Source organism: Alkanindiges hydrocarboniclasticus (assembly GCF_001982605.1).
In the GTDB taxonomy this organism is placed as follows: domain Bacteria; phylum Pseudomonadota; class Gammaproteobacteria; order Pseudomonadales; family Moraxellaceae; genus Alkanindiges; species Alkanindiges hydrocarboniclasticus.
Genome location: NZ_MLCN01000009.1, coordinates 24,146 through 35,549, shown reverse-complemented (window position 1 = coordinate 35,549; position 11,404 = coordinate 24,146). Strand labels below are relative to the sequence as shown.

General features: G+C 65.3%; 12 protein-coding genes. All 12 read right to left on the bottom strand.

The window, feature by feature from the left end; translation table 11 throughout:
- Nucleotides 1-37: 37 nt before the first annotated feature.
- The 12 genes from BKE30_RS04730 to BKE30_RS04675 are packed head-to-tail and all read right to left on the bottom strand — an operon-like array spanning nt 38 to nt 11,380.
- Nucleotides 38-568: a hypothetical protein gene (locus BKE30_RS04730; RefSeq protein WP_454464557.1), complete on the bottom strand. Its 531-nt coding sequence runs from the start codon at nt 566-568 to the stop codon at nt 38-40.
- A 2-nt stretch (nt 569-570) separates the two neighbouring features.
- Nucleotides 571-1,575 (bottom strand): P-type conjugative transfer protein TrbG, encoded by a 1,005-nt coding sequence (gene trbG, locus BKE30_RS04725; protein ID WP_008294945.1) that lies wholly within the window; start codon nt 1,573-1,575, stop codon nt 571-573.
- Nucleotides 1,572-2,276 (bottom strand): conjugal transfer protein TrbF, encoded by a 705-nt coding sequence (trbF, locus tag BKE30_RS04720; RefSeq protein ID WP_028621632.1) that lies wholly within the window; start codon nt 2,274-2,276, stop codon nt 1,572-1,574. Before trbF ends, trbG begins: the two co-directional genes overlap by 4 nt.
- A 17-nt stretch (nt 2,277-2,293) precedes the next feature.
- Nucleotides 2,294-3,682 (bottom strand): P-type conjugative transfer protein TrbL, encoded by a 1,389-nt coding sequence (gene trbL / locus BKE30_RS04715; protein ID WP_008294943.1) that lies wholly within the window; start codon nt 3,680-3,682, stop codon nt 2,294-2,296.
- Nucleotides 3,679-3,993 carry a hypothetical protein gene (locus tag BKE30_RS04710; protein ID WP_008294942.1) on the bottom strand — a complete coding sequence of 105 codons (315 nt, stop codon included), beginning with the start codon at nt 3,991-3,993 and terminating at the stop codon, nt 3,679-3,681. The genes trbL and BKE30_RS04710 overlap by 4 nt, the downstream gene beginning before the upstream one ends.
- Nucleotides 3,994-4,005: 12 nt before the next feature.
- Nucleotides 4,006-4,749 carry a P-type conjugative transfer protein TrbJ gene (trbJ, locus tag BKE30_RS04705; protein WP_008294941.1) on the bottom strand — a complete coding sequence of 248 codons (744 nt, stop codon included), beginning with the start codon at nt 4,747-4,749 and terminating at the stop codon, nt 4,006-4,008.
- Nucleotides 4,746-7,196 carry a conjugal transfer protein TrbE gene (trbE, locus tag BKE30_RS04700; RefSeq protein WP_028621633.1) on the bottom strand — a complete coding sequence of 817 codons (2,451 nt, stop codon included), beginning with the start codon at nt 7,194-7,196 and terminating at the stop codon, nt 4,746-4,748. The genes trbJ and trbE overlap by 4 nt, the downstream gene beginning before the upstream one ends.
- Before the next feature lie 12 nt (nt 7,197-7,208).
- Nucleotides 7,209-7,478, bottom strand: a complete 270-nt coding sequence (locus tag BKE30_RS04695) for a VirB3 family type IV secretion system protein (RefSeq protein WP_028621634.1) — start codon at nt 7,476-7,478, stop codon at nt 7,209-7,211.
- Complete coding sequence (locus BKE30_RS04690; RefSeq protein WP_028621635.1) at nt 7,475-7,861, bottom strand: TrbC/VirB2 family protein; 387 nt, start codon at nt 7,859-7,861, stop codon at nt 7,475-7,477. The genes BKE30_RS04695 and BKE30_RS04690 overlap by 4 nt, the downstream gene beginning before the upstream one ends.
- A complete protein-coding gene (gene trbB, locus BKE30_RS04685; RefSeq protein WP_076877485.1) occupies nt 7,858-8,913 on the bottom strand; it encodes a P-type conjugative transfer ATPase TrbB in 1,056 nt (351 codons plus the stop codon). Before trbB ends, BKE30_RS04690 begins: the two co-directional genes overlap by 4 nt.
- Nucleotides 8,910-9,386, bottom strand: coding sequence for a CopG family transcriptional regulator (locus BKE30_RS04680; RefSeq protein ID WP_028621637.1), 477 nt, complete (start codon nt 9,384-9,386; stop codon nt 8,910-8,912). Before BKE30_RS04680 ends, trbB begins: the two co-directional genes overlap by 4 nt.
- On the bottom strand, nt 9,383-11,380 hold the full coding sequence (locus BKE30_RS04675; protein ID WP_076877484.1) for a conjugal transfer protein TraG: 1,998 nt from the start codon (nt 11,378-11,380) through the stop codon (nt 9,383-9,385). The genes BKE30_RS04680 and BKE30_RS04675 overlap by 4 nt, the downstream gene beginning before the upstream one ends.
- Nucleotides 11,381-11,404 lie beyond the last annotated feature (24 nt).

Here is an 11,404-nt window from a genome sequence, read left to right as displayed (position 1 = left end):
CTGTAGCGCTCGTGGGCACGCAGTTGTAGGGTGTGTGTTAAATAATGGTGACCGCGCCGTGATGCACATGCAGAAGATCGTCGGCAGCGTCAGAGTTGTATAAGAGACAGGTGCGGAAGAATACCGATGAAGCTGCCGCCGCTTCTGCCTCCTTGCGCAGCGCATCGTTGGGGTCGTAGCCCGACGCGGCATAGGTGGCGGCGACCGGCTGCTGCGAGTTCACGATGGCTGGCCCCAGATCACCCGGCAGCGGTGGCCCCAGCTCCGGCACGTCAGGCGGCAGCGCTGGCAGCTTGGAATAGTCCGTCGGCAGCGCATCCAGCCCTTCCGAGCGCGAGACGCGATCCACGTTGTACAGCTCCGTGGATTCGCCTGCACTGCGTTGCTGCGGTTGCAGCGACCAGATCAGTGCGCCCATGATGCCGATCGACAAGCAGCCGGCGAGGATGGCCAGCGTGCGCCGGTTCAGGCGCGTGACCGGGCGCGGTTGGGCGCGCAGCGCCACCGCCTCGGGTGCCACCTTGTCCGCCCGCTGCGTCGCAAGGTCGGGAATGTCGTCCTGGCTCATGCTCAGTTCCTCCCGGCGATGCCATCCGTGCGCTCGATGCGCACCACATCGCCCTTGTCGGCCCCCAGGCGCAGTTCTGCCGCACCGAACAGCCGATCCACGATGTAGTACGGCGAGCGAAAGCGGTAATTCACCAGTTGCCCATCGCCCTGCGCACCGATGACAAACAGCGGCGGCAACTCGCCCTGGGCGATTCCTGCCGGAAACTGGATATAGACCTTCTCGCCATCATCGAAGGCGCGCAGCGGCTTCCACGGCGGATTGCTGCCACTGATGGCATAGCGAAAGCGGATGTTCTCCAGCGACAAGCCTGCATCGACCGGCGCGGCAGCGCTAGCAGCATGTGCCTGGCGCTGCAAGGCCAGCATCCGATCCTTGGGGTAGTCCCAGGACACCGACGCCATCCATGCCTTGTCAGTCGAAGTCAGTTCCAGCAGGTACGTCCTGCGGCTGGTGGTGATGACCAGATTGGTCTTCAAGCTGGAACGGATAGGCTTGACCAGCACATTGACGCGCAGATCGGCACCGCTGCCGCTGGAGGTATCGCCCACGATCCAGCGCACGGTATCGCCCGCAGCGACCGTCACCAGTTCCTCGCCGGGCTGGAGCGCGATCACCGTCACGCGGCCCACAGACGCATAGACCTGGTACAGCGCGCCATCGGTGAACGGCCAGACCTGGATCGCATTGACGTAGCCCTCGCGGGTCGGTGCGATGCGTGCTTCTGCATTGGCGCGGGAGACGCGCACCTTCTCGTCAGCAGGCTCCGGCGTGGTCGGGGCCGAATCAATGCCCTGCAGCGGCTTCAACTGTGCGGGCAGCGCCAAGGGCTCGGGCACTGTCACGACTTCGATGGGCTTGGGCGGCTCGGGCAATGGCTGAGCCTGCACCGGCTCATCGAGCGAGATCGCCGGCGGCGGTTTGCCCTGCGTGGCGCAGCCCGCAAACAGAACAGTCGATGCCAGCAGAATCACCGGCAATGCGGTCTTACGGAAACGTGCATTCATGGTTTGGCTCCTTCAGAAGAATCCAGTTCACGGCTCCACGACAGGCCATTGACGTAGATGCCCAGCGGGTTGCGGCGCAGGCGTTCTTCGGTGCGCGGGGTCTGCTGCACGATGGACACCACCGCCGTCCATCGCTCCAGCCCGGCAGCCGCACCATTGACATAGCGGCGTTCCGTCCAGCGCACGTTGAACGACGCATCGCTGGCGCGAACCACACTGGTGATCTGCACCGTCACCGATTCCTTGCCGATGCGGGCAAACGGGTCATGGGTGCGCGCATAGTCGTTGAGTACCGCCGCGCCCCGGTCAGTGGTGTAGTCGTAGGCATCTAGCCAGTTCTGGCGCACAACGATGGGATCGATGGACAGCGAGCGCACCAGCGTCACGAAGCGTGCGATGTGGTGCGCCGTCTGCGCATCGGTGGGCCGGTACGGCGTGGCTGCTTCGCCCACGGTGCGTACCTGGCCGGACTGATCGACCTCGATGACATAGGGCGTAACGATGGACTGGGCCGATCGCCACACCAGGCCACCGGCCATCAGCAGCGCGAGTACCAGGCAGCCGAAGGCCATCAACCGCCAGTTCTTGGCCTGCACGCGGGCCGAGCCGATGCGCTCGTCCCACACTTGGGCAGCGGCTTGATACGGAGTGGCAGGCTGCGGCGTGTCGGCATAGCGCACCTGCGGTCGTTTGAATCGCATGGAGTTCTCCTTGAAAGTCAGCTATCGGAATCCCTCAGGCTCGGGCCTTGGCCCGAACCGCCACCGTCGCCACCGCGCAGCGTGTGCGCGGCCGTGGTGGTGGCCTGGGTGAGTCGTTGGCGGCGTTGCAGGCGCTTGGCCCAGCCGGGTTGCCCCTGCTTCTGCGCGTTGGCTGTGTTGCCAGCGGCATCGCCTGCGGCGGCTGGCCCTGCAGTGCCACCGCCTGAGCCGCCTTCTGCGCCAGAGCCTTGCCAGCCTGCTTTGAATGGCGCGACCGCCTTGGCCGCTGCTGCCTTGATGCCAGCACCGGCGCGTTGGCCTGCCGCCTGTGCACCGCCCTTGGCGACATTCCCCAAACCTGCCATCGCGCCCTTGGCCCCGCCGCCCGCAGCGGCAGAACCGGCCTGGAAAGCCGACTTCGCACTGCCAGCCGCCGAGGTGGCGGCCCGCGCGCCAGCCCCGGCGAGCTTGGCGGCAGCCGGTGCCATGCGTGCCCCGGCCATCACGGCACCACCCACGCCGGTGGCGGCGGCACCTACGGCCACCGCCGCACCTGCGGCACCCACAGCAGCGCCCGCCATCGTGCCGGCACCCAACTGCGGTGCGCCGGATACCAGGCCCGTGGCGATGCCCGGCCCGAAGATCCCCAACGCCAGCAGCGTCAGTGAGGCCAACATGACGACCACCGCATGGTCGATGGACGGCTCGGCCGGATGCACCTGGAACTCGGCGAAGAGGCCCGAGCCGATGCCGACGATGACCGCCAGCACCAGCACCTTGATGCCCGAAGACACCACGTTGCCCAACACTTTCTCGGCGAGGAAGCTGGTCTTGTTCCACAGCGCGAACGGCACCAGTACGAAGCCCGCGAGCGTGGTCAGCTTGAACTCGATCAGCGTGATGAAAAGCTGGATCGCCAGCACGAAGAAACACAGGATCACCACGGCCCAGGCCAGGAACATGACCACGATGGGCGTCATGTTCACGAACACTTCGGGGAAGCCCGCCATGTCGCTGATCTGCTCAAGAATGGGGGCCGCCGCGTCGATGCCGGTCTTGGCCAAGCGTCCCGGTTGCAGGAATTCGCCCATGCTCATCGTCGAGCCGCTGGCCGTCAGGCCCAGGCCCGCGAACGAGCGGAAGACGATGCTGGCGAGCCAGTTGAAGTTGTTGATGATGTAGGCGAAGGCGCCGACGTAAAGCACCTTGCGCAGCAGTTTGGCGATCACATCATCGCCCTGGCCGGTGGCGTGGCTCATCGCCCAGTACAGCCCGGCGATGGTCATGTCGATGACGATCAGCGTGGCGGTGAGGAACGCGACTTCGCCCTGCAGCAGCCCAAAGCCCGAGTCGATGTAGCGCGAGAAGGTATCGAGGAAGCGGTCGATCACTGTCACGTCATTCATGGCACGTCCCCCTCGAAGGGCATGGCGTCCTGGTCACTGATGGGTATGTCGAAGCTCGGCGGGATCGGCGGCAGATCGGCCAGCGTGCGGAACTCGTCAGACCCGGTTTCACCGGCGAAGAAGCGCCGCCGGAAGGCCTCAGCCGCGGCCAGGCAGGCGTCTTCGCCTGCCGTCGTCCTGTCGGCCGCACACTGCGCACGCAAAGCCTTGAGTCTCACGGGATCGGCGGCCAAGGCAGCGGCCAGGTCTTCGGTCGGCTGCTGACTGCAAGCGACCAGCAGCACGGGAAGCAGCAAGGAAACGCATCGCATGGCCGTCTCCCGTCAGTTGCCGTAGAAATCCACGCGCTGCGGCGTGTAGGGCGTGCCATCACCCAGGAAACGGCGCGTCACTTCCCGGCCACGTTCGACAGCCGCCGCCTGGCGTGCCAGTTCCAGCGCGGCGGCGCGTTCCTGCGTGATCTGGAGCTGCTGTGCCTGGATGGACTGCTTGGCCTGCAAGGCCAGAAGCTGGTTGGTCGCCTGCATGGCTTGCAGCGCGCCGGTGGCGGACTGACTCTGGCTGACCAGGTCGGACAGCGCGCTTTCGTCTTGCGCCAGGTTCTGCGACACCTGCGCCTGCATCCGCATCGCGGTGTGCAGACTGTTCAGCGTGTTCTTCCAACGTTCCTGCGCGTCGTGCAGCATCTGGTCGCCGCTGACGGTCGCGGCATACTGCTCCGGGTACAGCCGGGCAAAGGTGGCATCCATGCTCTGCACGTCGTAGGCCAGGCCGCGAGCCTCGGCGATCAGCCGCTCGGTGGTCGCCAGCGTCGAACGCAAGCGATTGACGATGTTGAAGTCCAGATTCGCCAGATTGCGCGCCTGGTTCATCAGCATCTGTGCTTCGTTCTGGAGTTGGTTGATCTGGTTGTTGATCTGCTCCAACGTGCGCACGGCGGTCAGCGTGTTCTGCACGAAGTTGGACGGATCGAACACCGTCAGCGCGGACGCGGGCTGCACTGCCAGCAGCGATACCGACAGCACGGCGGCGAGCGAGACGGACAGCAAACGGGGTTGGGTCTTCATGGTGAAACCTCCGGTCGTTGAGAAGCGAGGAAAGAAGCAGCCGCCGGTGAGGACGGCAACAGGTCAGCGGCCCAATCGAGGCCGCGATGGCGCAGCCAGGCACCGGCAAATCCCGGTGTGCCTGCGTCCAGCAGCACGCGATCCATGTCGCGCTGGTCTTGCGGGGTGGATGCACCCGCGAAGGCCAACGTGGCTGGCCCCAGGTCGAGGTCGAACAGGCGGTTGCCCAGACGCGATTGGTAGTAGTAGTCGCGCTTGGGCTGTGCGGTCGCCACGATCTCGATTTGGCGGCTGTTGAGGCCGAAGCCCTCGTAGATCGTGCGAATTTGCGGCTCGGTGGCCTGCGGGTTGGGCAGAAAAATCCGACTGGCGCAGCTTTCGATCACCGCCGGGGCAATGCTTGAATCCTTGATGTCGGCCAGCGATTGCGTGGCGAAAATGACGCTGACGTTTTTCTTGCGCAGTGTCTTGAGCCATTGCCGGATGCGGGCGGCAAACACCGGGTCATCAAGGAACAGCCAGGCTTCATCAAGGATCAGCAGCGTGGGCGCCCCGTCGAAGCGTTCATCGAAGCGGGCGAACAGGTAGCCCAGCACGGCCAGTACCGCCGCCTTGCTATGCATGAGTTCTTCCATCTCGAAGCCCTGCACACTGCCGGAACCCAGCCTGTCGGCATCGGCGTCCAGCAGCTTGCCGTGGGCGCCGCCCAGCACATAGGGTGCGAGCGCCTGGCGCAGTGCGTTCGATTGCAACAGCACCGACAGGCCCGTCAGCGTGCGCTGCTCCACTGGCGCACCGGCCAGGCTGCACAGTGCCGACCAAATCGCTGCCTTCTCGTCCGGGCCGATGGCGACACCTTCATGCAGCAAGCGGCCTTCCACCCATTCGGCGGCCCAGGTGCGGTAGCCCTCCTGGTCGATGCGGGCCAATGGCTGGAAAGCAATCGTCCCGTCATTGCCCAGGTCGTAATGCTCGCCGCCCAGCCCCAGGATGGTGGCGCGCATCGAGCGCCCCATGTCGAAGGCGAAGATGCGCGAACCGGGATAACGGCGGAACTGCATCGCCAGCGTGGCCAGCAGCACCGACTTGCCCATGCCGGTCGGCCCCGCGACCAGCGTGTGGCCCACGTCGCCGATATGCGTCACCAGCCGGAACGGCGTCGCGCCATCGGTGCGGGTGACGATCAGCGGCGGGCCGTCCAGATGCGCGTTCCTCTCCGGCCCGGCCCACACAGCGGACAACGGCATCATGTGCGCTAGGTTCAGCGTCGAGACGATGGGCTGACGCACGTTCGCGTAGGCGTTACCGGGAATGGACGACAGCCAGGCATCCACCGCATTGAGGGTTTCGGGGATGGTGACGAAGCCCCGGCCCTGAATGACGCGCTCCACCATGCGCAGCTTCTCGTCGGCCACGGCAGCATCGGCATCCATGACGGTGACGGTGGCCGTCAGGTAGCCAAAGGCGACTTGATCGCTTCCCAACTCCTGCAAGGCGGCATCGGCATCGGCGGCCTTGTTGTTGGCGTCGGTATCGACCAGCGGGCTTTCTTGCTGAAAGATCGTTTCCCGCAGCAGCGCGACGACGTTCTTGCGTTTGGCGAACCACTGGCGGCGCAGGCGGCCCAGTTCTTTTTCCGCCTCGGCTTTGTCTAGGCACAGAAAGCGCGTGCTCCAACGGTAGCCAAAGCCCAGGCGGTTGAGGTCGTCCAGAATCCCCGGCCAGGTCGAGGTCGGAAAGCCCCGCACTGACACCACGCGCAGGTGCTGGTTGCCCAGCATGGGCGCGAGGCCACCGACCAGGGCGGAATCGGCCAGCAGCGCGTCGAGGTGGAAAGGCACTTCGGGCACGGCCAGTTGGTAGCGCCGCGTCGAAACCGTGGCGTGCAGGTAGGTCAGCGTCTGTGCATCATCGAGCCAGGCAATCTCCGGCATCACGCCGTCGAGCAGGTCGAGCACGCGATCCGTTTCCGCCACGAAGGCATCCAGCCGCCCCTGCCAGTCCACGCCGTCGCCCGGCGCATTCTCATAGAGCATCTTGGCGGCACGGGCGCGAGATTCTTCTGGTGGCAGGTAGGCCAGCGTCAGGTGGTAGGCACTTTCAAAGTGGTGACCGGATTCCTCGAAGGCCGCGCGACGTTCTTCTTCCACCAACCAAGATAGCGGTTCGGGAAACTCGGAACGCGGATAGCCCGCCGCTGCGCGGCGCTCGGCTTCGATAAACAAGGCCCATCCAGACCCAAGGCGGCGCAGTGCGTTATTCAAGCGCGCCGACGTGGCGATCAGTTCGCCTTGCGTGGCGCTGTCCAGATCCGGCCCGCGAAAACGTGCTGTGCGCTGGAACGAACCATCCTTGTTCAGCACCACGCCTGGCGCGATCAGCCCGGCCCAGGGCAACCAGTCGGCCAGCAGCGCGGGCCGCTGGCGGTATTCGGCAAGGTTCAGCATGTCGGCTTCTCCCTATGCGTCCAGCAGCGGCTTGTGTTTGATGTGCCGGGCGAAGACCTGCATGAACTGCGGATCGACACGCGCGCCCCAGACCGCCAGCGAATGGCCGACGATCCACAGCACCACGCCGGGAATCCACAGTTGCAGGCCCAGCCCGACGGCGGCGGCCAGCGTGCCGTTGGCAATCGCCACGGTGCGCGGCGCACCGCCCAGCAGGATCGACTCGGTCAGCGAGCGATGCAGCGGCACCTCGAAGCCCGGAAGGTCGCTGACCGTACTCATACGACGGCCCCGCCGGAGAAGCTGAAGAACGACAGGAAGAACGAGGATGCGGCGAACGCGATGCTCAACCCGAACACGATCTGGATGAGCTTGCGAAGGCCGCCCGACGTGTCGCCGAAGGCGAGCGCCAGGCCGGTCGAAATGATGATGATGACCGCGACGATGCGTGCCACCGGCCCCTGGATGGATTCGAGGATGGATTGCAGCGGGCCTTCCCACGGCATAGAGGAACCGGCCGCCTGCGCGGTTCCCGCCAGCAACAGCATCAACACCGCGAGCAGCAGCCCTTGTCCTGCGGGTAGAGCCAGGCGGTGCAAACGCGCCAGCATGGGCAGCAGTGAATGCGGATTTACAGAAAGACGGAAAGCATCAACGTGCGTCATGGCAGTTCTCCAGGTTGGTCAGTGGTCAGGGAAGGCGCAGCGGCAGCGGCTGCAAGAGGAACCGGCGGCAGTTCGGGAAGCGGCGTTTCCAGCGCATCCGCCAGGCGGTAGCCCGAGCCGTCGAAGCCGACGACAAGGGAAATGGTTTCGACGTGGCGTTTGCGTCCACGGCCTGCGATGTGGATCACCACATTGACTGCCTCGGCGATGAGGGCGCGGGGCGGATTCACTGCCACTTCGAGGATCAGTTGCTCCAGGCGCAGCAGAGCGCCCAAGGCGGAGCCGGCATGGATGGTGGCGATGCCGCCGGGGTGGCCCGTACCCCAGACCTTCACCAGATCCAGCGCTTCGCCCACGATCACGCGATCCGGGCGCAGCCGCATCGTGGCGCGCACAAGTTCCTGCATCGACACCACGCCTGTGCGGGTGCGCAGCGGCACATGGTCTCGGGCCGCGCATTGCAGTTCGATGGTGTCTTCGAGCACCAGCACGCGGTCGCCGGTGGCGGCGATCTCGGCCAGCAGCGCATTCGCCAAGGTGGTCTTGCCGGTGCTGGTGCCTCCGGCGATCAGGATGTTGTGCCGCTCGCGCACGGCATGGCGCAGGAACTCGGCCTGCCCAGCGCTCAGGATGCCATCGGCCACATAGCGATCCAGACCGATGATGCTCACGGCGCGCTTGCGCAGCGCAAAGGCCGGGCCAGGTGCGGCGGGTGGCAAGATGCCCTCGAAGCGCTCACCGGTCTCCGGCAGTTCGGCGGTCAATAGCGGTTGGCCGCGATGCACCTCCGCACCGACATGGGCGGCGACCAAGCGGATGATGCGTTCGCCATCGGCCTCGGGCAGTTCGACACCGAGCGGCGCACGGCCAGAGGACAGCCGATCCACCCACAATGTCCGGTCGGGGTTGAGCATCACTTCCACCACGTCCGGGTCTTCCAGCGCTGCGGCAATCACCGGCCCCATCGCCGTGCGCAACATCTGGATGCGGCGATCCTGGGACGCCGCAGCGGATGAACGCGGCTCGGGCGGGATTTGAGGAACGGCACTCATGACGCACGCTCCGCACTGCGTTCGTGGGCGGCTGCCATCGCCGCCGCGTCATCCATGCGCATGGGGTCGGGGTGCAGCTCTTCCACCACGGCGCGCACCAAGCTGCGGCCACGCAGCAGGTGACGGCCCAACTGTTCGACGAATTGCTCGAAGCGCGCCTTGCCCTGGGCGCGGGCTGCATCCTGATGGGCTTCGGGCACCGGCGTGCTGACAGTCAGGTAGTAGCGGACGAACAGCGCCAGCGTTTCGATCTGGATGTTCTGATCACGCTCCAGGCGCTCGGCCTGCCGCGACAGGCGATCTAGGCGTTTGGCGATGGCGGCCTCTCGCTGGTCGCCGGCATCGGGCGATAGCCACGATGCGAGCGCCGCCGCGACGATGGACGACTTGGACACGCCTTTCTTGGCGGCCAGTTCTTCCAGACGTTTGGCGTGCTCGTGCTGGATGAACAGATTGAGGCGGTATTGGCTCATAGGTCGATTCCGTCGTTGGGGTCGAGAGAAGCCAGTCGCGCCGTGCGTTGCAGGGCGGGGTCGATCTGGCCGGGAAGCACCGGGGGCATGTCGTCGTCATCGAGCAGCGACAGGTCGCTGCTCGGGGCATCCATCTCGGGGGCATAGGCGACGGTTTCGGACAGCTCGGGCTGACGGCGGGGGCCGCCGTCGTCGGAGCCACCCAGGTCATCGGCAGATGCCGTGGCCTGTGCCGCAGGCACGGCCGGGATCGCCAAACCGCTCCAGTCATCGGGACGTGCAGGCGGCACATCGGCATAGCGGCCTGCCGTTAGCGCAGGCGGCGGCAGTACCCGCTGCTTGAAATTGGCATCAGCGTAGTAGCGCAACTTCTTGGCCTTGATCGGCGCGACGCTGGACACCATCACCACCGCTTCATCGGTCGGCAGTTGCATCACTTCGCCCGGCGTAAGCAGTGGCCGTGCGGTTTCCTGCCGCGACACCATCAGGTGGCCGAGCCATGGGGCCAATCTGTGTCCGGCATAGTTGCGCTGGGCGCGCAGTTCAGTGGCGGTGCCGAGGGTTTCAGAAATGCGTTTGGCCGTTCGTTCGTCGTTGGTAGCGAAGGTCACGCGCACATGGCAGTTGTCCAGGATCGAATGGTTCTGCCCATATGCCTTGTCGATCTGGTTGAGCGACTGCGCGATGAGGAAGCTGCGGATGCCATAGCCCGCCATGAAGGCCAGCGCGGTCTCGAAGAAGTCCAGACGGCCCAGCGCCGGGAACTCATCGAGCATCAACAGCAGCTTGTGGCGGCGTTGGATGCCATCACTGCCATCCAGCGATTCGGTGAGCCGTCGTCCGATTTGGTTGAGGATCAGCCGGATCAGCGGTTTGGTGCGCGAAATGTCAGAAGGCGGCACTACCAGATACAGCGAGACGGGATGCTCTGAAGCGATCAGGTCGGCAATGCGCCAGTCGCAACGCGAGGTGACTTCGGCCACGGTCGGATCGCGGTACAGGCCGAGGAACGACATGGCAGTGGAGAGCACGCCCGAGCGCTCGTTGTCGCTCTTGTTGAGCACTTCGCGGGCGGCGGAGGCGACAACCGGATGCTGCACATCACCCAAGTGCTTGGTCGTCATCATCCGGTGCAATGTCAGCTCGAACGGGCTGGCTGGATCGCTGAGAAAGTTGGCGACGCCACGCAGCGTCTTGTCTTCGCCCGCGTACAACACATGCAGGATGGCACCGACCAGCAGCGCGTGACTGGTCTTCTCCCAGTGGTTGCGCTTCTCCAGCGCACCTTCGGGATCGACCAGGATGTCGGCGATGTTCTGCACGTCGCGCACCTCATGCGCGCCGCGCCGCACTTCCAGCAGCGGGTTGTAGGCCGCCGAACTGGCATCGGTCGGGTTGAACAGCAGGCAATGCGAGAAGCGCGAACGCCAGCCAGCGGTGATCTGCCAGTTCTCGCCCTTGATGTCGTGGATGACGGCGGACGCGGGCCAGGACAGCAGCGTCGGCACCACCAGGCCCACGCCCTTGCCGGAGCGCGTCGGCGCAAAGGTCAGGACATGCTCCGGCCCTTCGTGCCGCAGATAGTGGCCTTCATGCTGACCGAGAAAGACGCCAGCAGGCTTCGTCAGCCCGGCTTTGCGAATGTCGGCAGCATCGGCCCAGCGGGCCGAGCCATAGGTCGTCACCTTGCGCGCCTGGCGCGAGCGCCACACCGACATGGCGATGGCGACCACCACGGCCAGTAGGCTGCTGCCCACCGCGATCATGCCGCCAGTATCGAAAATCTGCGGCGCGTAAGCGTCGAAGAAGAACCACCACTCGAACAGCTTCCAAGGGTAATAGACCGGTGTGCCGTACAAGTCGAACCAGGGCGAGCCAAGGCGTAGCTGGTAGCCCAAGGCGGCGGCTGTCCATTGCGTGGCACCCCACACACCGGCGATCACGATGCCGAACACGGCGGCGATCTGCCCGAACAACACACCTTGAGCCTGCATACCCTGACCTCCGATTTCTCCTGC

Bases quoted from the DNA above. Each gene is read 5' to 3' on its own strand.
- BKE30_RS04730 (WP_454464557.1), bottom strand. From the start codon at position 568: ATGAGCCAGGACGACATTCCCGACCTTGCGACGCAGCGGGCGGACAAG.
- trbG (WP_008294945.1), bottom strand. From the start codon at position 1,575: ATGAATGCACGTTTCCGTAAGACCGCATTGCCGGTGATTCTGCTGGCA.
- trbF (WP_028621632.1), bottom strand. From the start codon at position 2,276: ATGCGATTCAAACGACCGCAGGTGCGCTATGCCGACACGCCGCAGCCT.
- trbL (WP_008294943.1), bottom strand. From the start codon at position 3,682: ATGAATGACGTGACAGTGATCGACCGCTTCCTCGATACCTTCTCGCGC.
- BKE30_RS04710 (WP_008294942.1), bottom strand. From the start codon at position 3,993: ATGCGATGCGTTTCCTTGCTGCTTCCCGTGCTGCTGGTCGCTTGCAGT.
- trbJ (WP_008294941.1), bottom strand. From the start codon at position 4,749: ATGAAGACCCAACCCCGTTTGCTGTCCGTCTCGCTCGCCGCCGTGCTG.
- trbE (WP_028621633.1), bottom strand. From the start codon at position 7,196: ATGCTGAACCTTGCCGAATACCGCCAGCGGCCCGCGCTGCTGGCCGAC.
- BKE30_RS04695 (WP_028621634.1), bottom strand. From the start codon at position 7,478: ATGAGTACGGTCAGCGACCTTCCGGGCTTCGAGGTGCCGCTGCATCGC.
- BKE30_RS04690 (WP_028621635.1), bottom strand. From the start codon at position 7,861: ATGACGCACGTTGATGCTTTCCGTCTTTCTGTAAATCCGCATTCACTG.
- trbB (WP_076877485.1), bottom strand. From the start codon at position 8,913: ATGAGTGCCGTTCCTCAAATCCCGCCCGAGCCGCGTTCATCCGCTGCG.
- BKE30_RS04680 (WP_028621637.1), bottom strand. From the start codon at position 9,386: ATGAGCCAATACCGCCTCAATCTGTTCATCCAGCACGAGCACGCCAAA.
- BKE30_RS04675 (WP_076877484.1), bottom strand. From the start codon at position 11,380: ATGCAGGCTCAAGGTGTGTTGTTCGGGCAGATCGCCGCCGTGTTCGGC.